22 protein-coding genes and 2 tRNA genes are annotated in these 24,595 nt (G+C 35.9%); all 24 read left to right on the forward strand.

The features are described from left to right. The first annotated feature begins 36 nt into the window (after positions 1–36). The 24 genes from purR (at position 37) to hslO (ending at position 24,504) form a co-directional block, all read left to right on the forward strand. Positions 37–885, forward strand: a complete 849-nt coding sequence (purR, locus tag DJ93_RS13115) for a pur operon repressor (RefSeq protein WP_042981300.1) — start codon at positions 37–39, stop codon at positions 883–885. 131 nt (positions 886–1,016) lie between these two features. After that, entirely contained in the window at positions 1,017–1,391 is a 375-nt protein-coding gene (locus tag DJ93_RS13120) for a RidA family protein (protein ID WP_042981301.1), read from the forward strand. A gap of 152 nt (positions 1,392–1,543) precedes the next feature. Then, positions 1,544–1,837, forward strand: a complete 294-nt coding sequence (gene spoVG / locus DJ93_RS13125) for a septation regulator SpoVG (protein WP_000454042.1) — start codon at positions 1,544–1,546, stop codon at positions 1,835–1,837. A 388-nt stretch (positions 1,838–2,225) separates the two neighbouring features. Beyond that, positions 2,226–3,605, forward strand: coding sequence for a bifunctional UDP-N-acetylglucosamine diphosphorylase/glucosamine-1-phosphate N-acetyltransferase GlmU (gene glmU, locus DJ93_RS13130; RefSeq protein ID WP_042981302.1), 1,380 nt, complete (start codon positions 2,226–2,228; stop codon positions 3,603–3,605). Positions 3,606–3,623: 18 nt separating this feature from the next. Further along, positions 3,624–4,577, forward strand: a complete 954-nt coding sequence (locus DJ93_RS13135; protein ID WP_042981303.1) for a ribose-phosphate diphosphokinase — start codon at positions 3,624–3,626, stop codon at positions 4,575–4,577. Between the two features lie 72 nt (positions 4,578–4,649). Beyond that, positions 4,650–5,210, forward strand: a complete 561-nt coding sequence (pth, locus tag DJ93_RS13140) for an aminoacyl-tRNA hydrolase (RefSeq protein WP_042981304.1) — start codon at positions 4,650–4,652, stop codon at positions 5,208–5,210. A gap of 70 nt (positions 5,211–5,280) precedes the next feature. Beyond that, complete coding sequence (locus tag DJ93_RS13145; protein WP_042981305.1) at positions 5,281–5,505, forward strand: anti-sigma-F factor Fin family protein; 225 nt, start codon at positions 5,281–5,283, stop codon at positions 5,503–5,505. A gap of 106 nt (positions 5,506–5,611) precedes the next feature. Beyond that, positions 5,612–9,142 (forward strand): transcription-repair coupling factor, encoded by a 3,531-nt coding sequence (gene mfd / locus DJ93_RS13150; RefSeq protein WP_042981306.1) that lies wholly within the window; start codon positions 5,612–5,614, stop codon positions 9,140–9,142. Between the two features lie 135 nt (positions 9,143–9,277). Beyond that, positions 9,278–9,814, forward strand: a complete 537-nt coding sequence (gene spoVT / locus DJ93_RS13155) for a stage V sporulation protein T (protein ID WP_042981308.1) — start codon at positions 9,278–9,280, stop codon at positions 9,812–9,814. A gap of 256 nt (positions 9,815–10,070) precedes the next feature. Continuing rightward, on the forward strand, positions 10,071–11,672 hold the full coding sequence (locus DJ93_RS13160) for a putative polysaccharide biosynthesis protein (RefSeq protein WP_042981309.1): 1,602 nt from the start codon (positions 10,071–10,073) through the stop codon (positions 11,670–11,672). Between the two features lie 12 nt (positions 11,673–11,684). After that, positions 11,685–13,145 carry a bifunctional methyltransferase/pyrophosphohydrolase YabN gene (gene yabN, locus DJ93_RS13165; protein ID WP_042981311.1) on the forward strand — a complete coding sequence of 487 codons (1,461 nt, stop codon included), beginning with the start codon at positions 11,685–11,687 and terminating at the stop codon, positions 13,143–13,145. A gap of 15 nt (positions 13,146–13,160) precedes the next feature. Beyond that, positions 13,161–13,436: an RNA-binding S4 domain-containing protein gene (locus DJ93_RS13170; RefSeq protein ID WP_042981312.1), complete on the forward strand. Its 276-nt coding sequence runs from the start codon at positions 13,161–13,163 to the stop codon at positions 13,434–13,436. Positions 13,437–13,495: 59 nt separating this feature from the next. Then, a complete protein-coding gene (gene yabP / locus DJ93_RS13175; protein ID WP_042981314.1) occupies positions 13,496–13,804 on the forward strand; it encodes a sporulation protein YabP in 309 nt (102 codons plus the stop codon). Continuing rightward, complete coding sequence (gene yabQ / locus DJ93_RS13180) at positions 13,801–14,454, forward strand: spore cortex biosynthesis protein YabQ (protein ID WP_042981315.1); 654 nt, start codon at positions 13,801–13,803, stop codon at positions 14,452–14,454. Before yabP ends, yabQ begins: the two co-directional genes overlap by 4 nt. Then, a complete protein-coding gene (gene divIC, locus DJ93_RS13185; protein ID WP_042981316.1) occupies positions 14,451–14,810 on the forward strand; it encodes a cell division protein DivIC in 360 nt (119 codons plus the stop codon). The genes yabQ and divIC overlap by 4 nt, the downstream gene beginning before the upstream one ends. 87 nt (positions 14,811–14,897) lie before the next feature. After that, on the forward strand, positions 14,898–15,383 hold the full coding sequence (locus tag DJ93_RS13190; protein WP_042981318.1) for a S1 domain-containing RNA-binding protein: 486 nt from the start codon (positions 14,898–14,900) through the stop codon (positions 15,381–15,383). Between the two features lie 169 nt (positions 15,384–15,552). Continuing rightward, positions 15,553–15,626 (forward strand) — tRNA-Met (locus DJ93_RS13195). A gap of 13 nt (positions 15,627–15,639) precedes the next feature. Further along, positions 15,640–15,711 (forward strand) — tRNA-Glu (locus tag DJ93_RS13200). A 261-nt stretch (positions 15,712–15,972) separates the two neighbouring features. Then, complete coding sequence (gene spoIIE, locus DJ93_RS13205; RefSeq protein ID WP_042981319.1) at positions 15,973–18,444, forward strand: stage II sporulation protein E; 2,472 nt, start codon at positions 15,973–15,975, stop codon at positions 18,442–18,444. Between the two features lie 226 nt (positions 18,445–18,670). Beyond that, on the forward strand, positions 18,671–20,101 hold the full coding sequence (gene tilS / locus DJ93_RS13210) for a tRNA lysidine(34) synthetase TilS (RefSeq protein WP_042981320.1): 1,431 nt from the start codon (positions 18,671–18,673) through the stop codon (positions 20,099–20,101). After that, positions 20,098–20,640: a hypoxanthine phosphoribosyltransferase gene (hpt, locus tag DJ93_RS13215; protein WP_000981837.1), complete on the forward strand. Its 543-nt coding sequence runs from the start codon at positions 20,098–20,100 to the stop codon at positions 20,638–20,640. The genes tilS and hpt overlap by 4 nt, the downstream gene beginning before the upstream one ends. 85 nt (positions 20,641–20,725) lie before the next feature. Then, positions 20,726–22,642 carry an ATP-dependent zinc metalloprotease FtsH gene (gene ftsH / locus DJ93_RS13220; RefSeq protein ID WP_042981321.1) on the forward strand — a complete coding sequence of 639 codons (1,917 nt, stop codon included), beginning with the start codon at positions 20,726–20,728 and terminating at the stop codon, positions 22,640–22,642. Positions 22,643–22,833: 191 nt separating this feature from the next. Continuing rightward, entirely contained in the window at positions 22,834–23,622 is a 789-nt protein-coding gene (locus tag DJ93_RS13225) for a type III pantothenate kinase (protein ID WP_042981322.1), read from the forward strand. A gap of 6 nt (positions 23,623–23,628) precedes the next feature. After that, a complete protein-coding gene (hslO, locus tag DJ93_RS13230; RefSeq protein ID WP_042981324.1) occupies positions 23,629–24,504 on the forward strand; it encodes a redox-regulated molecular chaperone HslO in 876 nt (291 codons plus the stop codon). Positions 24,505–24,595: the final 91 nt, after the last annotated feature.

Here is a 24,595-nt window from a genome sequence, read left to right on the forward strand (position 1 = left end):
GATTTGTTTAGAATATTCGTGATTTGAGGTGAGAGTATGAAAATTAGACGAAGTACAAGATTAGTCGACATGACTTATTATTTGTTACAAAATCCTCGTCAGCTAGTTTCTCTCACTTTTTTTGCTGAACGGTATCAATCAGCTAAATCTTCCATTAGTGAAGATTTAGTTATTATTAAGCAAACGTTTGAACAACAAGGGGTCGGCACATTGCAAACGATACCAGGGGCAGCAGGAGGAGTGAAATATATTCCATATATAAGTGAAGAAGAGGCAAATCTGATTATTAATGAGCTTTGTAGCTTGTTTGAAAACCCAGATCGTATTTTGCCAGGTGGTTATTTATATATGACAGATCTTTTAAGCAATCCTCGTCATATTAATGGCGCAGGTCGTTTGTTTGCTTCTGTATTTGCAAGACAACCAATTGATGCTGTTATGACTGTAGCAACAAAAGGTATCCCACTTGCGTATGCAGTCGCTAATTACTTAGATGTACCGGTAGTAATTGCGAGAAAAGATAATAAAGTAACAGAAGGTCCAACCGTTAGTATTAATTATGTATCAGGTTCATCTAAACGCATCCAAACAATGACTTTAGCGAAGCGCAGTCTTCCTGAAGGTGCAAACGTTTTAATCATTGATGACTTCATGAAAGCTGGAGGAACGATTCAAGGTATGATTAGCATGTTAGAAGAGTTCAAAGCAAATGTTGTGGGGATTGGTGTATTAGTAGAGTCTACAGATATTGAAGAAAGACTCATTAATAATTTCGTATCATTAATTCGTCTGTCAGAAGTGGATGTAAAAGAAAGAGCGATTCAAGTAGAAAAGGGAAATTATTCACTTGCACCATTTGATAAAGGGCTTGTAGAGGCTGAATAAAAAGGTAAAGCAAATAGCTTTATCTTTTTTTGTACACGCTATACTTTATAAATTGCGAAATAGATGGACAAAATCCTGAAGGTAAACTATTTTTAAAGAGTAAAAAATAAATCATATGAAGGGTGAAAAATATGAAAGTTGTTCAAACAAATCAAGCACCACAAGCGATCGGACCATATTCACAAGGGATTATTGTAAATAATATGTTCTACAGTTCAGGACAAATTCCATTAACGGCAAGTGGGGAGCTTGTAACAGGTGATGTAAAAGTACAAACAGAGCAAGTGTTTCAAAACTTACAAGCGGTATTACAGGAAGCTGGAGCTTCATTTGATACAGTTGTGAAAACTACTGTATTTTTAAAAGACATGGATGATTTTAATGCTGTAAATGAAGTGTATGGATCATATTTTTCTACACATAAACCAGCACGTTCTTGTGTACAAGTAGCAAAATTACCGAAAGATGTTTCTGTTGAAATTGAAGTAATTGCCCTTGTGAAATAAATTTTTGTAAGCGATAACCTCCACTAATTCTTATATTCAACTAAAATAAAAATTTTTATCTTAAAAATTTTTAAAAAATTAGAGGGAAAATAGAAATTTTGTGGAATTTATACAAATATATCGCTTATTTAGAAAAGGGTGGTGAACACAAGATGGAAGTGACTGACGTAAGATTACGCCGCGTAAACACAGAAGGCCGTATGAGAGCGATTGCCTCTATTACTCTAGACCATGAATTTGTTGTTCATGATATTCGTGTAATTGATGGCAATAATGGATTATTTGTAGCAATGCCAAGTAAACGTACTCCAGATGGGGAGTTCCGTGATATTGCGCATCCAATTAATTCCAACACACGTTCTAAAATTCAAGATGCGGTTTTAACGGAGTATCACCGTTTAGGCGAGTTAGAAGAAGTTGAGTTTGAAGAAGCAGGAGCTTCGTAAAATTCGAATGAAAAGGGGTTCCTAAAAAATCCCTATAATTTTGTAGCAAATCCCTGTAAACCCTTACAGGGATTTGTTTTTTGTAAACTCTTATAAGACACTCACTCATTTTAAGTAGAAAATATTAAATCAATAAATCATTTAAAAGGTTTACCACTACATTCCTCCCCCCGAAAATTTTTATAAAATCCGTAAATACGGAGAAAAACTTCTAATTTTTTCAAAAACATTTAAAATAGTATAGCTTATTTCTTAAAAAAGATACTAAAGAGTAAAACATCTTATAAGAATTATGGTAAAATTTAATAGTTATGCCGTGTTTCTTGAAATATATGATGATTTAGGATAATATCTTTAATGGATAAATAGGTTGCGATGGAGGGTCTATATGTCAAACAGATTTGCAGTGATTCTAGCTGCAGGTAAAGGCACACGTATGAAGTCGAAGCTATACAAAGTGCTTCATCCTGTATGTGGAAAACCAATGGTACAGCATGTGGTCGATCAAGTATCTCAATTAGGAATGCAGAAACTTGTAACGGTAGTCGGACATGGTGCTGAAAAAGTACAAGAACAACTAGGAAACATAAGTGAATTTGCATTACAAGCAGAGCAATTAGGTACAGCACACGCTGTTGATCAAGCTGCGGATGTACTTGCAAACGAAGAAGGAACAACTTTAGTTATTTGTGGTGACACACCTCTAATAACAGCTGAAACAATGGAAGCATTGCTTCAGCATCATGAAGAAGCAGGAGCGAAGGCGACCGTGCTAACAGCATACATAGAAGAGCCTGCTGGATACGGCCGTATCGTTCGTAATGACAATGGTCATGTTGAAAAAATCGTTGAGCATAAGGATGCGAATGAAGTAGAGCTAGCTATTACAGAAATCAATACAGGTACGTATTGTTTTGATAATAAGGCACTATTTGCTTCACTTTCTAAAGTTTCAAATGATAACGTACAAGGTGAATACTACCTTCCAGATGTTATTGAGATTTTAAAAAATGAAGGTCATATCGTATCAGCTTACCAAACGGAGCATTTCGATGAAACGTTAGGTGTTAACGACAGAGTCGCTCTATCGCAAGCGGAAATTATTATGAAAAATCGTATTAACCGAAAAAATATGGTAAATGGTGTTACAATTATCGATCCAAGTAACACATACATTTCTGCTGATGCAATTATTGGTAGTGATACAGTTCTTCATCCGGGAACAATTATTGAGGGTAAAACTGTAATTGGTTCTGATTGTGAAATCGGACCACATACAGTAATTCGCGATAGTGAAATTGGAGAACGTACGACAATTCGCCAATCGACTGTACATGACAGCAAGATTGGTACAGAAGTTTCAGTTGGTCCATTTGCACATATTCGCCCAGATTCAGTTATTGGAGATGAAGTGCGCGTTGGAAACTTCGTAGAAATCAAAAAAACTGTTTTTGGTAATAGAAGTAAAGCTTCACACTTAAGTTATATCGGGGATGCACAAATTGGAGAAGACGTGAATCTTGGTTGTGGTTCGATTACGGTGAACTATGACGGCAAGAATAAATTTAAAACTGTAATTGGAGACGGGGTATTTATTGGATGTAATTCAAACCTTGTAGCTCCTGTAACAGTTGAAGATGGTGCTTATGTGGCAGCAGGCTCTACAATTACAGAGGATGTTCCATCAAAAGCATTATCAGTTGCACGTGCACGTCAAGTTAACAAAGAAAACTATGTTGATCAATTGCTGAATAAGAAAAAATCATAATGTGGAGGGTTAATCTAGATGTCGACTCAATATCTAAATTCTAATTTGAAAGTATTCTCTTTAAACTCTAATAAGGAACTTGCTGAGCAAATTGCAAAGCATATTGGAGTAGAACTAGGAAAATGTTCTGTTGACCGTTTTAGTGATGGAGAAGTTCAAATTAACATTGAAGAAAGTATCCGTGGTTGCGATGTATTCATTATTCAATCTACAAGCTTCCCAGTAAACGAACATATCATGGAATTACTTATTATGATTGATGCATTAAAACGTGCATCTGCAAAAACGATTAATATTGTTATTCCTTACTATGGTTATGCGCGCCAAGACCGTAAAGCGCGCTCTCGTGAACCAATTACATCGAAACTTGTAGCAAACTTGCTTGAAACAGCAGGTGCAACTCGTGTAATCACTCTAGATTTACATGCTCCGCAAATTCAAGGGTTCTTTGATATCCCAATCGACCACTTAATGGGTGTACCGATTCTTTCTGATTACTTTGAGACAAAAGGTCTTAAAGATATCGTGATTGTATCTCCTGACCATGGTGGTGTAACACGTGCTAGAAAAATGGCAGATCGCCTGAAAGCGCCAATCGCTATTATCGATAAGCGTCGTCCTCGTCCAAACGTATCAGAGGTAATGAACATTATCGGTAACATCGAAGGCAAAACAGCGATTTTAATTGATGACATCATTGATACAGCTGGTACAATTACATTAGCAGCAAACGCTCTTGTTGAGAACGGTGCTTCTGAAGTATATGCTTGCTGTACACACCCAGTTCTATCTGGTCCAGCAATTGAACGTATTCAAAATTCAAATATTAAAGAGTTAGTTGTAACGAACTCTATCGTATTACCAGAAGAGAAGAAAATTGATAAGGTGCACGAACTTTCTGTCGCTCCATTAATCGGAGAAGCAATCATTCGTGTTTATGAAGAAGAATCTGTAAGTGTATTATTCAATTAATTGGATAGAATGAGACGTAACCAAATTTGGTTACGTCTTTTCGTATCGTAAAAAGAAAGTAGTGATACAAGAATGAAATTAATAGTAGGACTTGGGAACCCGGGTAGAGAATATGAATTAACAAGGCATAATATTGGATTTATGGCGATTGATGAACTTGCAAAACGTTGGAATATTTCTTTAAGTGAACAAAAATTTAAAGGTTTATTTGGAGCGGGGTTTGTTAATGGGGAAAAAGTAATCTTATTAAAGCCACTCACGTACATGAATCTATCTGGGGAAAGTATCCGCCCCCTTATGGATTATTATAAAATTGATGTAGAGGATTTTGTTGTTATGTATGATGATTTAGATATTCCTGTAGGTAAATTACGCCTTCGTATGAAGGGCAGTACAGGTGGACATAATGGCGTGAAATCAACAATTTCCCATTTAGGAACACAAGAATTTCAGCGTATTCGCATGGGAATCGATCGTCCGAAAAATGGAATGAAGGTAGTGGACTATGTGCTGGGGCGTTTTACTTCAGAAGAGATACCGGATGTAAATCATTCCATTGAAAAGGCGGCAGATGCATGTGAGGAATGGTTAAATAAACCTTTTCTTCAAATTATGAATACTTATAATAGTTAATGATTCGAATTGGAATATTTTATAGTGTTTTTATCCATACTAGTAGTAACTGTACATTTAGGAGGATAGTATGGACGGACATTATTATTGTAGGCATTGTGGAAGTAATATAGGTTCCATTACTGTAGAAAAAGTCTACAGCGACGTTTTATTTCAACTAACAGAGCAAGAAATGTTAGATATGATTCATTTTCATGAAAATGGAAATATATATATAAAAACGATTTGTGAATCATGCGAAGAAACACTCGCATCTTATCCTGAGTATTATGAATATGAAAAATTTCTGCAATGAAATGTTGTAGCTTTGGCATGTCCAAAGCATTTTTCTGTTTTCCTTTTCCAAAATATTTGCATAAAAATATAGTAGCTTGCTCTTTATGTTGAGAGGAGTTTTGAAAATGATAGGGTTATTAGAGCAATTTTATAAAAATAAAGAAATACAATCTATTATTAATGGATTGGAAGAAGGGTTAAAAGAGCAGCTTGTATCAGGCATGGCAACGTCTTCCCGTTCGTTATTAATGGCTGCTTTATATAAAAAAACAAAACAGTCGCAACTTGTTGTGACGCACAATTTATATCAAGCACAAAAAGTATACGAAGATTTAGTATCACTTCTTGGTGAAAAAGACGTATGGTTATATCCAGTAAATGAGTTAATTGCATCGGAAATTGGTGTTGCAAGTCCAGAGCTAAAGGCGCAGCGTATCGAAGTATTAAATCGTTTATCGATGGGAGAGAACGGTATTATTGTCGTTCCAGTTGCTGGATTACGCAGATTTTTACCGATAAAAGAGTTGTGGAAGCAAAAGCAAATTGAAATTAGTCTAGGGCAAGAGATTGATTTAGATGCGTTGCTTCATACATTACATCATATTGGTTATGAACGTAAGTCGATGGTAGAAGCGCCCGGAGAGTTCAGTTTACGCGGAGGAATATTAGATATTTATCCATTAACTGAAGAGCTACCTTTTCGTATCGAATTTTTCGATACAGAGGTTGATTCTATTCGATTATTTGATGTAGAGGAACAACGATCTCAAGGTAAAAAAGAAAGTGTAAGATTTGGTCCTGCAACAGAGTTCTTGTTTTCAAAAGAAGAGATAAATGTAGGAATTGAACGTCTTGAAGAAGGTTTAATGAAGACAATGAAAAAACTTTCTGATGACAAACTGAAGACTGCAGTACTTGAAACAGTTAGTCATGAGATAGAAATGTTGAAAAATGGACAGAGTATAGAACAAATGTTTAAATACCTATCTATTTTCTATAAAGCACCTGCTAGTCTAATAGACTATTTACCGGAGAACGGTGTCGTTATTTTAGATGAAATTTCTCGTATTCAAGAAACAGCATCGCATCTTGAAACGGAAGAAGCAGAGTGGTATACATCACTTCTTAGCGAAGGAGCAATTATTCAGGATTTAGTATTCTCGCATTCATTTGAAGAATTTCTTCATCATAAAAAAAGAAGCTTTGTGTATTTAACACTATTTTTACGTCATATCGCACATACACATCCGCAAAACATTGTAAATGTAACATGTAAAACAATGCAGGATTTCCATGGGCAAATGCAGTTGTTAAAAACCGAAATTGATAGATGGACTGAAGGGCATTTTACAACGGTTGTACTTGGAACGGATGATGAACGAGCAAAAAAATTACAACATATTTTAAGTGACTATGATATTGAAGCGGATATTGTAGAATCTACGGATATATTACTTCCTGGACGATTACAAATTGCTGTAGGTGATTTGCATGCAGGATTTGAAATGCCGATGCAAAAGCTTGTTGTTATTACTGAGAAAGAGCTTTTTCATAAAAAGATAAAAAAATCGCAACGTAAGCAAAAGTTGTCCAATGCAGAACGTATTAAAAGTTACTCGGAACTAAAAGTTGGAGATTATGTTGTTCATGTAAATCATGGTATCGGTAAGTTTTTAGGAATTGAAACGTTAGAAATTAACGGTGTTCATAAAGATTACTTAAATATTAAATATCAAGGCAACGATAAGTTATACGTTCCAATCGAACAAATTGACCAAGTGCAAAAATATGTAGGGTCTGAAGGTAAGGACCCGAAAGTTTACAAATTAGGTGGAAATGATTGGAAAAAAGTTAAGACGAAAGTTGAAAAATCTGTACAAGACATTGCAGATGATTTAATTAAACTATATGCAGAACGTGAAGCATCGAAAGGTTATGCGTATACACCCGATACTGCTGAACAGCAAGAGTTTGAGTCGTCTTTCCCATATCAAGAGACGGAAGATCAATTACGTTCTATTGAAGAGATTAAGAAAGATATGGAGCGAGGACGCCCGATGGATAGGCTTCTTTGTGGTGATGTTGGTTATGGGAAAACAGAAGTGGCTATTCGTGCAGCATTTAAAGCAATTATGGATGAAAAACAAGTTGCGATTTTAGTACCGACAACAATTCTTGCGCAGCAACATTATGAAACAATTCGGGAGCGTTTTCAAGATTACCCAATTAATATAGGCTTGTTAAGTCGATTCCGTACAAGAAAGCAACAAAATGAAACAATTAAAGGTTTAAAAGATGGAACAGTTGATATTGTTATTGGGACGCATCGTATTTTATCTAAAGATGTAACTTATAAAGATTTAGGCCTTCTTATTATCGATGAAGAACAGAGGTTTGGTGTTACTCATAAAGAAAAGATTAAGCAACTGAAAGCGAATGTTGACGTGTTAACATTAACGGCAACCCCGATCCCGCGTACGCTTCACATGTCTATGCTTGGTGTGCGTGATCTATCTGTTATTGAGACACCACCAGAAAATCGTTTCCCAGTACAAACGTATGTTGTGGAGTATAATCCAGCGTTAATTCGAGAGGCGATAGAGCGAGAGCTTGCACGAGGTGGTCAAATCTACTTCTTATATAACCGCGTTGAAGATATTGAAAGAAAAGCAGATGAGATCTCAATGCTGGTGCCGGATGCTCGTGTAACATATGCACATGGGAAAATGAATGAAAGCGAGTTAGAATCTGTCATGCTCTCGTTTTTAGAGGGGCAGCATGACGTTCTTGTGAGTACAACAATTATCGAGACAGGTGTAGATATTCCAAATGTAAATACGTTAATTGTATTTGATGCAGATCGTATGGGATTATCGCAATTGTATCAGCTCCGGGGCCGCGTTGGACGTTCGAATCGTGTTGCTTATGCATACTTTTCATATAAACGTGATAAAGTGCTATCAGAAGTTGCTGAAAAGCGTTTACAAGCAATTAAAGAATTCACAGAGCTTGGATCGGGATTTAAAATTGCAATGAGGGATTTATCGATTCGTGGTGCAGGTAATTTACTAGGTGCTGAACAACATGGATTTATTGATTCTGTTGGATTTGATTTGTATTCTCAAATGTTGAAAGATGCAATTGAACAGCGTAAAGGACCTCAAGGGGTCGAAAATACAATTGATGTTGAAATTGATTTAGAAGTGGATGCATATTTACCAGATGCTTATATTTCAGATAGTAAACAAAAAATTATGATGTATAAACAATTTAGAGGTGTTTCTACAATTGAGGATATTGAAGAATTACAAGAAGAAATGATTGATCGATTTGGAGATTATCCACAAGAGGTAGGCTATTTATTACAAATCGCAAATATTAAAGTGTTAGCAACAAAAGAGAAAATCGAGTTAATTAAGCAAACGAAATTTGAAGTAACATTTTTATTCTCTGAGCAAGCGAGTCAAAATATTGATGGTGGAAAATTATTCATGCTTGGAAATAGTTTTGGCCGAATGATTGGTCTTGGTATGGAAGGATCACGTTTGAAAGTAGTTATGAAAACGAATGGTTTAGAGACGTCAAAATGGTTAACAATTGCTGAAAATTTATTAAAAGGCTTATCTGACGTGAAAAAAGAAGTAATAAATGCGTAAAACAAGATAAAAAATGTAATTCGACGTGTATAGAAGAACTAATGTGTAAAATACTATGTTTAACAGTTGGTGATTTTTACATGAACAGGTAAATTCACCACTTTGATCATCAGTAGAAAGTGAGGCAGCATTAGAATGAAAGCAACTGGAATTGTACGTCGAATTGATGATTTAGGTAGGGTGGTAATCCCGAAAGAAATTCGTAGAACCCTACGTATTCGTGAAGGGGATCCTTTAGAAATTTTTGTTGATCGAGACGGAGAAGTAATTTTGAAAAAATATTCTCCGATTAGTGAGTTAGGTGATTTTGCAAAAGAATACGCTGACGCTTTATATGATAGCTTAGGACATAACGTGCTCGTATGTGACCGTGATTCTATTATCGCAGTATCAGGAGTATCGAAAAAAGAATACTTAAATAAAAGTGTCGGCGATTTGGTTGAAAAGACAATGGAAGAACGTAAATCTGTTATTATGACAGACGAAAGTGAAATTTCCATTATTGACGGTGTAACAGAAAAAGTGCAATCTTATACAGTTGGACCAATTGTAGCAAATGGTGATCCAATTGGAGCTGTCATCATCTTTTCAAAAGAAGACATTATTAGTGAAATAGAACATAAAGCGGTAAATACCGCTGCAAGCTTCTTAGCAAAACAAATGGAGCAGTAATGAAGTGAAAACTGTTATAAGTAGCAATCTTTCCTAATTATGATATTTCATCATGAAAAAAATGGGATTCTTATTTAGAAATAGAATGATCTTGAGCGAAAAAGGTAGCAATGTGCTACCTTTTTTCATTGAACGTTTTTATTATCTTCAAATAAGGTCTTATCGTTTGTACAAATGAGGGGATTTGAAAGGGGAGTTTGTTTTTTTCTTTATGATATAATACGAGAGGTGAGAATAGGAAAAGGAGTTTTCTTGTATGGAAGCGAAGAAGTATCAAGCCTTTTGGCGTGGGGCTATTATATTAACAATCGCAAGTTTTGTTACGAAGGTATTAAGCGCTTTTTACCGTATTCCATATCAAAATATAGCGGGAGATGTTGGGTTTTACATTTATCAACAAATTTATCCGTTTTATGGATTTTGTTTAATTTTGACCACTTACGGATTTCCTATTATTATTTCCAAGATGGTGGCAGAACGTTTGGAACGAGGTAAGCAAAAAGAGGCAGAAGAGATTATATGCGTTTCTTTTTGGTTTTTATTAGGGATTGGTTTTATAGGCTTTTTTACATTGTTTTTTGGCGCCAAAATAATAGCATTAGCTATGGGGGATGTACATTTAGATAAATTATTGCGTGTCATTTCATTTTCATTCTTATTAATGCCATTTTTATCTGTAGCGAGAGGGTATTTTCAAGGATTTAATAATATGATGCCAACAGCTGTTTCGCAGGTGATCGAACAAACGATTCGTGTTTCAATTATTGTCTTTTTGTCATTATTCCTTATTGCTCATAGCTTTGATTTATACACAGTTGGTGCAGGGGCTATGTTAGGGTCAATTGCAGGTGGACTTATTGGGATTATCGTACTTTTATTGTATATGCGTCACGATTTTCGTTCCATCTTCTCACGAGGATGGAGAGGGGTTAAACATAAAAAGAAGATTATTCGAATTCTCTTTTGGCAAGGAATAGCAATTTGTATTAGTAACTTAGTCTTAATTTTTATTCAAATGGCAGATTCAGTTTCGTTTTATAGTTTACTGATCCGCGTTGGAGAACAGCCGGAAGTCGCAAAGGTATTAAAAGGTGTTTATGATAGAAGTATTCCGCTTATGCAACTTGGTACCGTTGTAACGACTTCATTTTCACTTTCACTTATTCCTATTATTACTGGAGCGAAAGAAAGAGGGGATCTTGCATTTATTCGAGAAAAGGTACAATTGGCGATGAAAATTACGATTGTTATCGGATTTGCGGCATCAATCGGATTAGCTTGTATCATGAAACCAACAAATATTATGTTGTTTGAAAACAGTGATGGATCAGGTGTGTTAGCGATTTTATCTATCTCTATTTTGTTTAGTGCGCTATCAATTACAACTGCTTCTATTTTGCAGGGATTGGGAGAAACATTAAAACCAGCTTTATTTGTTGTGTTGGGAGGTTGCTTGAAGTTAGCGCTAAACTATATATTAATGCCGCACTTTGGTGTAACCGGAGCGGCGATAGCGACCTTAGTTGCTCTTATAATGATCGCTGTATTCAATAGTGTATTGCTTATACGGATTGTGGGAGAACCGCTCTTTAGTAAAAAGAATGTGTTAGGTGTGATGGCTAGCGGGTTAGGCATGGCTTTCATATTAAAGGTATTTATGCGTGTGTTTCAAATTTCAGGATTACCTATTGAGGCCGAATACAGAGGTATGGCAACGACAGAAGCATTACTAGGTGTGTTAATTGGCGGTTTAGTATATGTATTCTTAATTTTAAAATTTCAGGTATTTACGAAAGAAGAATTAGGAACCTTTATGAAAGAAGAGAAAAAGGAAGGTTCATTGAAGAAGAGTGGATAGAGGTGACAGGCTGTGAATGGATTAATTACTGTTTTAGGATTAGGTGCTGGTGAGTTAGATCAGCTAACAATGGGTGTGTACCGGAAAATAAAAGAAGCAAATCATATGTTTGTTAGAACGAAGGAACATCCAGTTATAGAAGAGTTAGAAAAGGAAGGTATAAAATATACTGCTTTCGATAATATATACGAAGCGCATGACACTTTTGAGATTGTATATGAAACAATTGCGAATACATTGTTAGAACAAGCTGCAGGAACAGAGATTATTTATGCTGTTCCAGGTCATCCGCTTGTGGCAGAAAGAACTGTTCAATTGCTTTTACAAAAAGGCGAAAATAAACAGATTGAAATTCGAATTGAGGGTGGACAAAGTTTCCTTGATCCGATGTTTGCTAGTTTGAAAATTGATCCAATTGAAGGGTTTCAATTAATTGATGCTACATCATTTGAACGAGGACAATTAGAATTACGTCAGCATTTAATCTTTTGCCAAGTGTATGATGCGTTTGTTGCATCTGATGTGAAGTTAACGTTAATGGAAATGTTACCAGACGATTATGAGGTGTATATTGTAACGGCGGCAGGAACTTCATTTGAACAAGTGAAAAAGGTACCGTTATACATGTTAGATCATGAAACAGAGTTAAATAATTTAACGAGTGTATATGTACCGCCGGTGATGGAGCGTGCATCTTTATATCAACAATTTGATGTGCTTAGAGAGATTATCGCCGAGCTCCGTGGGCCGAATGGCTGTCCGTGGGATAAGAAGCAAACGCACCAATCTTTAAAGAAATATTTAATTGAAGAAGCTTATGAAGTGTTAGAAGCAATTGATGAAGAAGATGATGATCACTTAGTTGAAGAACTTGGAGATATATTACTACAAGTTATGCTTCATGCTCAAATTGGAGAAGATGAGGGATGGTTCTCTATAGATGACATTATTCGAACTTTATCTGAAAAGATGGTACGTCGCCATCCGCACGTGTTTGGAAATGTAGATGTGAATAACGCAGATGAAGTAGTTGTAAATTGGGAAGAAATTAAAAAACAGGAAAAGGGATCTGTGAGAGACTCTGTTTTAACTGGAATCCCAAAGAATTTACCACAATTAATGCGTGCCTATGAAATTCAGAAGAAGGCTGGTAAAGTCGGATTTGATTGGGCTGATGTAAAACCGATGATAGAGAAGGCATTAGAAGAGTGGCAGGAATTCCAACAAGAAGTTACGAATATGGATGAAGAAAAAATGCTTGGTGAATTTGGTGACTTACTATTTGCTTTTGTAAATATAGCTCGTCACTATAAATTAGATCCAGAAGAAGCTTTACGCACAACAAATGAAAAATTCATGAATCGGTTTTTGTATATGGAAGCAAAAGTAGCTGAAATGAACAAAGAGATGCAGGAGCTAACGTTGGAGCAATTGGACGTTTTGTGGGAGGAAGCAAAACGAACAGAGCGTTAATAAGGGGGAAATAAAATGCGTTTAGATAAGTTTTTGAAAGTATCACGTTTAATTAAAAGAAGAACATTAGCGAAAGAAGTTGCTGACCAAGGAAGAATTTCAATTAACGGACAAGTTGCAAAGGCGAGTTCTGATGTGAAAGTAGAAGATGAATTAACAATTCGCTTTGGGCAAAAAATAGTGACTGTAAAAATAAATGAACTAAAGGAAACAACAAAAAAAGAAGATGCAGCAAACATGTATAGCATAGTTCGTGAAGAAAAAGTAAAAGCAGAAGAAGGCTTGTTCTAAAATAATTCGTCCCTTCATATCATTATTAATAGCTAGTATAAAGCTATGGGGGGATTTTCGTGAATAATGGTTACTCAGCTATGTCTTCTAATCAACAAAATGTTTCTGTAGAGCACGATATTATCATGCGTGGCAGGCGTGTAATCGACATTACTGGTGTAAAGCAAGTGGAAAGTTTTGATAGTGAAGAGTTTTTACTCGAAACTGTAATGGGTTTTTTAACGATTCGTGGCCAAAATTTACAAATGAAAAATTTAGATGTAGAAAAAGGCATTGTATCGATTAAAGGTAAAATTCATGAGATGCTGTATATTGATGAGAATCAAGGGGAGAAAACTAAAGGCTTCTTTAGTAAGTTGTTTAAATGAGCTTAACAGTTCAATTGTATACAATGCTTTCAATGATCGGAATGGGTGCTTGGATTGGTGCATCTCTAGATACATACCAGCGTTTCTTGAAACGTACGCAGCGTAAGCGTTGGCTTGTATTTATACATGATATATTATTTTGGATTGTCCAAGCACTACTTGTCTTTTATGTGTTATTACTCGTTAATGAAGCGGAGTTACGTATATATGTGTTTTTAGCATTGCTGTGTGGTTTTGCGGCATATCAGAGTCTTTTGAAAGCACTGTACATGAAGATGTTAAATTTTCTCATCTATATTTTTGTACAAACAATACAATTTTTTATTCGAATTATACAGCTACTCATGATAAAACCTGTTATTATTATAGCGCAGCTAGTTGTTGCATTTATATTATTCTTATTTCGTATACTACTTTCAATTGGACATGTGTTATGGAGATTTCTTGTTTGGATATTACTTTTCGTATGGAAAGTTTTTTTCTGGCCTGTTCGATTTATTGCTTCGCTCATATGGAAACTTCTCCCTAATCGTGTTAAACTTTTTATAATGAAGCATGTAGAGTTCCTACAATATGTAACGAAATTGAAGGGACATATCTCCGGTTTATGGGAGCGTATAAAAAAGAAGTTAGGGGGACCTCGGAAATGAGGGAACTGAGACAAAGAACAATCGAAGAGCAGAGTCCAAATCCTGTTAAAGAACATATAATACAAACGAACGACAACAGGAAGCGACTTTATCGCCGTTTAGCGGTTTTTCTTGTCTTTGCTTTTACAATTATTGCGAGTATTAGTGTGACGTTTTATCAACAAAACAGTTCCATTAAAGCAAAAGAAGCAAAAGTTAAGGACATGAAAAAAGAATTGGATTCATTAACGAAAAAAGAAAAAAGTCTAAAAAATGACGTTCAAAAGTTAAATGATGAAGAGTACGTTTTAAAGATTGCTAGAAGGGATTATTTCTTCTCTGGAAAAGGGGAGATAATTTTTCCTGTTTCTAAGTAGAGTATGTCTTATTGACACTATATTTTAGGATTATATATAATAAAGTAAAATTTGACTTTTTAACCACTAAGGAGGAGCATTTTTTTTATGTCAATCGAGGTAGGCAGCAAGTTACAGGGTAAAGTAACAGGTATTACAAATTTTGGGGCTTTTGTGGAGCTGCCAGAAGGCTTAACGGGTCTTGTTCATATTAGTGAAGTTGCTGATAATTATGTGAAAGATATTAACGATCACTTAAAAGTAGGCGACCAAGTAGAAGTAAAAGTTATTAATGTTGAAAAAGATGGCAAAATTGGTCTATCTATTAAAAAAGCGAAAGAGCGTGAAAAAACAGAAGGAGATCGTCCACGTGGTGAATACCAACGCGGCGGTGACCAACAACGTTCTGGACGTCCACAACGTAATCGTTCTTTTAACAGAGATAACCGCGGCGGTGGCGGCGACAACCGTAATCAAAAAGAAACGTTTGAACAAAAAATGGCACGCTTTTTAAAAGATAGTGAAGATCGTTTGACTTCTTTAAAGCGTAATACAGAATCTAAACGTGGTGGCCGTGGCGCTCGTCGCGGATAAAACAGACGTTTTATTCTTAACATATAGAGAGGTGCCCAGGGTAAATTACTCGGGGTGCTTTTTTATGTGAAGGAACATAAATTCAAAAAAACAAAAAACTTTTTGAAATGTATTGACTTTAAATATAAACTGATATATGATACTAATTGTCCGTTAAATAAGACGACATGGCGGTGTAGCTCAGCTGGCTAGAGCGTACGGTTCATACCCGTGAGGTCGGGGGTTCGATCCCCTCCGCCGCTATATTTAATTTAACGGCCCGTTGGTCAAGTGGTTAAGACACCGCCCTTTCACGGCGGTAACACGGGTTCGAATCCCGTACGGGTCATCTAAAAAGATCATGCACATGTGCATGATCTTTTTTTGTCAAGAAATTATGAATATGTGCAATGCTTCTACAAAAACATCCATTATTTTCTGAAAATTAAATCATTTAATTTTATATTCGTTGAATACATTGTATATACGTAGATTTATTTCGAATAAAAAGTCGAACGATTATAAGAATGCGGACTGTTGTTTTGACAAAAATCCCAATAACCATCTTTTATAATGACAGTAATTAAACTATGCAGGTGGTGTTAAAAATATGCCTAAAGCAGGAAGGAATACTATGAATACAAGTGCATTGGCGATGAATGATGGACAGCTAAGGACGATAAAGTGGACGAGTAAGTTACGCATGAAGTTCGAACAGGTTTTCTTTAGATGGGGATTTATTATTGTTGTCATTGGTTTTCTTTTAGGACGAGCATATATATTAACGAATATTTTACCGTTTGCATTGCCATTTTTTGCTGCCGTTTATGTTATGAAGCGGGATAAAATGCCGCTTGCATTTTTGGCCCTTATGGGTGGGGCGCTTTCGATTTCGATAGATAATTTATTTTTCACCTTTGCATCCATTTTTACTTTCTTCATTTACAATATCTTCTTTAGTAGGTTTACACGTAAAACCGTTGGACTTGTACCATTTCAAGTATTTATCTCCGCACTAACCGCACATCTTGTTGTTGTGTATTTCGCGCAACAAACGATTACTATGTATGATCTACTCGTAAGTACAATTGAAGCGGGCCTTAGTTTTGTGTTAACAATGATTTTTTTGCAAAGTGTACCACTTTTAACAGAAAGGAAAGGAAAACAACAATCGTTAGAAACAGAAGAAATTGTTTGTTTAATTATATTATTGGCATCAGTTTTAACAGGTACGACGGATTGGTTCATTTATGATGCGTCTATTCAACATATTTTCACTAGATATTTAGTTTTATTATTCGCCTTCGTTGCTGGGGCAGCTACAGGTTCAACTGTCGGGGTTGTTACTGGCTTGATATTAAGTTTAGCGAACGTGGCAAGCTTATCTCAACTTAGTCTACTCGCTTTTTCGGGATTATTGGGTGGATTGTTGAAAGAAGGAAAGCGTATAGGAGTCAGTTTAGGACTATTAATTGGTACGAGTTTAATTACATTATATGTAGATAAACAGGCTAGTATTATAACAACTTTAATTGAGTCTGGTGTAGCGATAATTTTCTTCTTATTAACACCAAAAATTATTATGGATCGTATTGCTAAATTTATGCCTGGTACACAGGAACATTCTCAGGATCAACAGCAATACTTACGGAGAATGCGTGATGTTACAGCGAATAAAATTAATCAATTTGCAAATGTGTTTTCTGCCTTATCTAATAGCTTTTCAGTATATGGATATGTAGAGGAAGATGATAAAGAGACAGAAGAAGATTTATTCTTAAGCACAATTACAGCAAAAACATGTCAAACGTGCTTCAAAAAAGATCAATGTTGGGTAGTTAATTTTGATAAAACATATGACTATATGAAACAAATTATGAATGAAACAGAAGAAGGAACATTGCAGCATAATCGTAAGTTAGTTCGCGAATGGGACAAGCATTGTGTAAGAGGTAAAAAGGTAACGGACTTAGTAGCTGGTGAATTAGATCATTTCTATGAAGGACAAAAGTTACGAAAACAAATGAAAGAGAATCGTAGAATTGTGGCGGAACAATTATTAGGTGTTTCGAAAGTGATGGAGGATTTTGCAAAGGAAATTCAAAGAGAAAGGGAAAATCATCAAGTGCAAGAAGAACAAATCTTGCAGGCATTTCGAGATTTTGGTGTTGAGGTGGAACATGTTGATATTTACTGTTTAGATAGAGGTAATATTGATATTGAAATGACGATTCCAGCTGCATCTAATGAACATGGTGAATGTGATAAATTGGTTGCACCGATGCTTTCGGATATTTTAAAAGAAAATATTGTTGTTAAACATGAGGAAAAGTCTGCTTATCCAAATGGTCATAGTATGATATCGTTTGGTTCAGCAAAAACATTTTCTCTTGATACGGGACTTGCTACAGCTGCAAAAGGGGGCGGGTTTGTCTCAGGAGATTCATATGCAATGATGGATTTGAGTGTTGGTAAATATGCACTTGCGATTAGTGACGGGATGGGAAATGGGCAGAGGGCGCACATGGAAAGTAAAGAAACAGTAAAACTACTACAAAAAATATTACAGTCAGGTATTGATGAAGAGATAGCGATTAAATCTATTAATTCAATTCTTTCTTTGAGAACGACTGAGGAGATGTTTACAACACTTGATTTAGCCATGGTAGATTTACGAGATGCAAGTGCGAGGTTTTTAAAGATTGGTTCGACTCCGAGTTTTGTAAAGCGTGGAAATAGTATTTTAAAAATAGAAGCAAGTAATTTGCCAATGGGAATTATTGAAGATGTTGAAGTGGATGTTGTTGGTGAACAATTAAAAACAGGGGATATTCTTGTTATGATGAGCGATGGAATCTTTGAAGGAGCACAGCATGTAGAGAATCATGAACTATGGATGAAACGGAAAATTAAAGAGCTTCAAACAGAAGATCCACAAGAAATCGCTGATATTATTATGGAGGAGGTCATTCGTTCAAGTGATGGGTATATAAAGGATGATATGACTATTGTTGTTGCAAAAGTAAAGAAGAACATGCCGAAGTGGGCTACGATTCCAATTGTGGGCATGCAAGCACAATAACAGGTGTATAAACTTTATGTTTTAATGAAAAAGTCTAGGCATTAGCCTAGACCTTTTTTTGTAGGATAAAGTAATTTTAGTCACCCTATACATATAAAGATGGAGATGTAAGATAAAAATGAGAATTTTGTACATCTTTTTTTTGCACAATGTTTGTAAAAGTTGTACCATTATAAGCAAGGTACGGTATGTTACTGTTTTGGTTTCATGAAAGGTGATTGCGAAGTTGAAAGATACATTTGTTGAAAAAGTAGATGATTTTGCAAAGCAGCATGATGTATTAAAGGAACATTCAACAATTGTTGTAGGAGTTTCTGGAGGCCCAGATTCTTTAGCTCTTTTATACTATTTATTAGAGAAAAGAGAAGAGAAGAATCTCGAAATTGTAGTGGCACATGTAGATCATATGTTTAGAGGGAATGAATCTCATGAGGATTTGCAATTTGTAGAAAATCTTTGTAAAGAGATAGGGGTCATTTGCGAAACGATAAGAATTAATGTATCGCAATATCAACAGCAATATGGAATGAATGCACAGATGGCTGCTAGAGAATGCCGATATGCATTTTTGGAAAGAATAATGAAGAAATATGATGCACTGTATGTAGCTCTTGGGCATCACGGAGATGATCAAGTAGAGACGATTTTAATGCGCCTTGTAAGAGGGAGTACTCCGAAAGGGTATGCGGGAATTGCTGTGAAGCGCCCTTTTCATAATGGATATTTAATTAGACCTTTACTCGGGGTAACGAAGGAAGAAATTATTAATTACTGCAATAGGCTAGGAATAGTGCCACGCATTGATCCGAGTAATAAAAAAGAAGCATATACGAGGAATCGATTACGTAAGTATATTCTTCCTTATTTGAAAAAGGAAAATCCGCAAGTGCATGAGAAATTTCAAAAATTTAGTATGCTCATGCAAGAGGATGAAGCGTATTTGCAGGAATTAGCTTTTGAAAAGATGAATAAAGTAATTACGAAAAAAAGTGATAAACATATCGTCTTATCAATTCCTGACTTTGAATCCATGTCTATGCCTTTACAAAGAAGAGGGATTCAACTAATATTAAACTATCTTTATGAATATAAGATTCCGTCTTCGCTTTCTTCTGTACATATTGACAAGGTGATTGCATTTTTTAAACGAACACAACCTTCAGGTTCACTTGATTTTCCAAATGGTTTAAAAATTGTTCGTACATATGAAGAATGTAGTTTTGGATTTAACCAAGAAATTGTTTTTCCTTTTTCGCAAGTATTATCAGTGCCGGGGGTAATCGCATTACCGAACGGGGATACGCTTGTAGCAGAAATAAATGAAGAGATACCGAGTAATATGAATGAAACAGTGTTTGTTGCTAAGTATAAGGATATATCATATCCTCTTCGTATTCGTTCTAGGGAAAATGGAGATCGCATGTCAATACAAGGTATGAGTGGCACGAAAAAGATAAAGAGTATTTTTATCGAAGCTAAAGTACCAAAGGAAAAAAGAGAAGAGTGGCCGATTGTTTGTGATACAAGTGGAAATATTATTTGGGTTCCCTTGTTGAAACGATCTGCATTTGCTATTTCGCAAGGAGTAGCAAATAAGGATAAATATATTATTATTCACTACAAAAGCAAGGAGTCTTCCGGGAGGATAATGAAATGATGAATCAAGATATCGAAAAAGTATTAATTTCTGAAGAGCAAATACAAGAAAAGGTGCACGAACTAGGTGCAATCATTGCAGAGGATTACAAAAACACAGTACCTCTTGCAATTGGTGTATTAAAAGGTGCAATGCCATTTATGGCAGACTTATTAAAGAGAACAGATACATATCTTGAAATGGATTTTATGGCTGTATCTAGCTATGGTCATTCTACAGTTTCAACAGGTGAAGTGAAAATCTTAAAAGATCTTGATACTTCTGTAGAAGGTCGAGATATTTTAATCGTTGAAGATATCATTGACAGCGGTCTTACATTAAGCTATCTAGTAGACCTGTTTAAATATCGTAAAGCGAAATCTGTAAAGATTGTTACATTATTAGATAAACCAACAGGTAGAAAAGTTGATCTGAAAGCAGATTATGTTGGATTTACTGTTCCTCATGAATTTGTAGTAGGATATGGCTTAGATTATAAAGAGCAATACCGTAACCTTCCTTATGTGGGAGTATTAAAACCAAGTGTTTACTCAAATTAATTAAATATAGGCGTTACAATTGTATAAGAAAGTTTTTCTATGTTACGATTTACTATAGTGTTTATGCCGTGAGAGGAGGTTAGGAATGAATCGTATCTTCCGTAATACCATCTTTTATTTACTGATATTCTTAGTAGTAATTGGAATCGTAAGCTATTTTAATGGTTCGACGCAAAAAACGACATCAGTTAGCTACGATAAATTCATTACTAAACTTGAAGCAGGTGAAGTGCGTAATGTGCAGCTTCAACCGAAAAATGGTGTATTTGAAGTAAAAGGACAATTCAGTACTTCTAACCAGGGGGACCAATTCGTTACTTATGCACCAAATACTGAAGAGTTACAAAAGAAAATTAATGATAAAGTGAAAGGTGCTGAAGTTAAGTATCAACCAGCAGAGGAAACAAGTGCTTGGGTAACATTCTTTACTTCTATCATCCCGTTTGTCATTATCTTCATTTTATTCTTCTTCTTATTAAACCAAGCTCAGGGCGGTGGTAGCCGTGTTATGAACTTCGGGAAGAGTAAGGCGAAGTTATACAATGATGAAAAGAAAAAGGTGCGTTTCAGAGATGTTGCTGGAGCAGATGAAGAAAAACAAGAACTTGTTGAGGTAGTTGAATTCTTGAAAGACCCTCGTAAGTTTGCTGAAGTTGGTGCTCGTATTCCGAAGGGTGTTCTTTTAGTGGGACCTCCGGGTACAGGTAAAACTTTACTTGCACGTGCTGTTGCGGGTGAAGCTGGCGTTCCATTCTTCTCTATTAGTGGTTCTGATTTCGTAGAGATGTTTGTCGGTGTCGGTGCTTCACGTGTACGTGATTTATTTGAAAATGCAAAGAAAAATGCTCCTTGTATCATTTTCATTGATGAGATTGATGCAGTAGGGCGTCAACGTGGCGCAGGTCTTGGCGGTGGTCATGATGAGCGTGAACAAACGTTGAACCAACTTCTTGTTGAAATGGATGGATTCGGTGCAAATGAAGGTATTATTATCATCGCTGCAACAAACCGTCCAGATATTCTTGATCCAGCGTTATTACGTCCAGGTCGTTTTGACCGTCAAATTACAGTGGATCGTCCAGATGTAAATGGTCGTGAAGCAGTACTAAAAGTACACGCTCGTAATAAGCCGCTTGATGAGGATATTAATTTAAGAGCAATTGCGACTCGTACACCAGGATTCTCTGGTGCGGATCTTGAAAACTTATTAAACGAAGCGGCGCTAGTAGCTGCGCGTCAAGATAAGAAGAAAATTGATATGTCTGATATCGATGAGGCAACGGATCGCGTTATCGCAGGTCCAGCTAAGAAAAGTCGTGTTATTTCTGAAAAAGAACGTAATATCGTTGCATTCCATGAAGCTGGCCATACTGTAATTGGTGTTGTCCTTGATGAAGCAGATATCGTCCATAAAGTAACAATTGTCCCTCGTGGTCAAGCTGGTGGATATGCTGTAATGCTTCCGAAAGAAGATCGTTACTTCATGACAAAACCAGAATTACTTGATAAAATCACTGGTTTACTTGGTGGTCGAGTAGCTGAGGAGATTGTATTTGGTGAAGTAAGTACAGGTGCTCACAACGACTTCCAACGTGCGACTGGTATTGCAAGACGTATGGTTACAGAATTCGGTATGAGTGATAAGCTTGGACCGATGCAATTTGGTAGCTCACAAGGTGGCCAAGTGTTCTTAGGAAGAGACTTCCATTCAGAACAAAACTACAGTGATGCAATTGCACATGAAATTGATGTGGAAATGCAAACAATTATGAAAGAGTGTTATGCTCGTGCAAAACAAATTCTTACTGACAAACGAGATAAGCTTGATATTATCGCGAAAACGTTACTTGAAGTAGAAACATTAGATGCAGAGCAAATCAATCATTTATATGAGCATGGAACTTTACCAGAACGCAAAAAGTCTTCTGATGATGTGAAAGTAAACATCACAATGAAAAAAGAAGATGAAAACGTAGAAGATAAAGAAGAAACGAAGGAGTGACAATAGTCACTCCTTTTTTTATTGAATATAAATTTAGAGCTTACTATCATTAAAAATTGAAATAGTGAGTAATCTTTTTGTAAAATGGTGAAGATGGAAAAACTGATTATATAGGTATGTGTGATATGATGTCTTTATAAGTTTTGTACATACTGCACAAATATAGATTAAATAAGATAAGTGGTGAGAATATGATTTTTGTATTGGATGTAGGGAACACAAATGCGGTACTTGGCGTTTTTGAAGAGGGGAAACTTCGTCAACATTGGCGTATGGAAACAGATCGTCATAAAACAGAAGATGAATATGGAATGTTAGTGAAACAGTTACTTGAGCATGAAGGTCTTTCTTTTCAAGATGTGAAAGGGATTATTGTTTCTTCAGTTGTACCACCAATTATGTTCGCGTTAGAGCGTATGTGTGAGAAGTATTTTAAAATTAAGCCTCTTGTAGTAGGGCCAGGAATAAAAACTGGTTTAAATATTAAATATGAAAATCCTCGTGAAGTAGGAGCGGATCGTATTGTAAATGCAGTAGCAGGTATTCAATTATACGGAAGTCCACTTATTATTGTCGATTTTGGTACAGCTACTACATATTGTTATATTAATGAGGATAAGCATTATATGGGTGGCGTAATTACACCGGGAATTATGATTTCAGCAGAAGCTTTATATAGTAGAGCGGCAAAACTTCCTCGTATCGAAATTACAAAACCGAGTAGTGTTGTTGGGAAAAATACAGTGAGTGCAATGCAAGCAGGTATCCTTTATGGATATGTTGGGCAAGTGGAAGGTATTGTTAAGCGTATGAAAGAGGAAGCTAAACAAGAGCCGACGGTTATTGCAACTGGTGGACTGGCGAAATTGATTGCGGAAGAATCTAATGTAATTGATATTGTAGATCCATTTTTAACATTAAAAGGCTTGCATATGCTATATGAACGTAATGCGAATTTACAACATGAGAAGGGTGAATAAGTAAGTATGAAAGATTATTTAGTAAAAGCGTTAGCGTTTAATGGAGAGGTTCGTGCTTATAGTGTACGCACAACAAACACAGTAAGTGAGGCGCAAAGACGTCATGATACATGGAGAACAGCTTCAGCAGCACTTGGTCGTTCTTTAACAACAGGTACAATGATGGGCGCTATGCTAAAAGGCGAGCAAAAGTTAACGATTAAGGTAGAGGGTAACGGTCCGATTGGTCCTATCTTAGTGGATGCTCATGCAAATGGAGATGTACGTGGTTATGTAACGAATCCACATGTGGATTTTGAAGGAACGGAACAAGGGAAATTACGTGTATATCAAGCGGTAGGTACAGAAGGATTTGTAACGGTAATTAAGGACATTGGTATGCGTGAACCGTTTATCGGTCAATCTCCAATTGTTTCAGGAGAACTAGGGGAAGATTTCACATATTATTTCGCGGTTTCTGAGCAGACGCCTTCTTCTGTCGGTGTCGGTGTTCTCGTAAATGGAGATGATAGTATATTGGCAGCGGGTGGATTCATTCTGCAAATTATGCCAGGTGCGCAGGAAGAAACAATTTCATTTATTGAAGATCATTTGCAAAAAATCCCTCCTGTTTCAACGTTGATTGAACAAGGTCTTTCTCCAGAGGAGTTACTATATGAAGTGCTAGGAGAAGATAAAGTAAAAGTATTAGAAACGATGGATGTACAATTTAATTGTACTTGTTCACGCGAGCGTATTGAAAGTGTGCTAATTAGTTTAGGTAAGACAGAGTTAGAGCAGGTTCGTGAGGAAGAAGAAGAGACGGAAGTGCATTGTCATTTCTGTAACGAACGATATAAATTCTCTAAAGAAGACATTACAAACTTAATTGAAAATCTGTAATAAAGAGGCTCTATAAAGGTATGGTCAATCTTTCAAATAGATTGACAAATAGGGAATTTTCTGACAAAATTCAAATATAGATAAAACCAAT

Origin of the sequence: Bacillus clarus (assembly GCF_000746925.1) — a bacterium.
Lineage (GTDB): Bacteria > Bacillota > Bacilli > Bacillales > Bacillaceae_G > Bacillus_A > Bacillus_A clarus.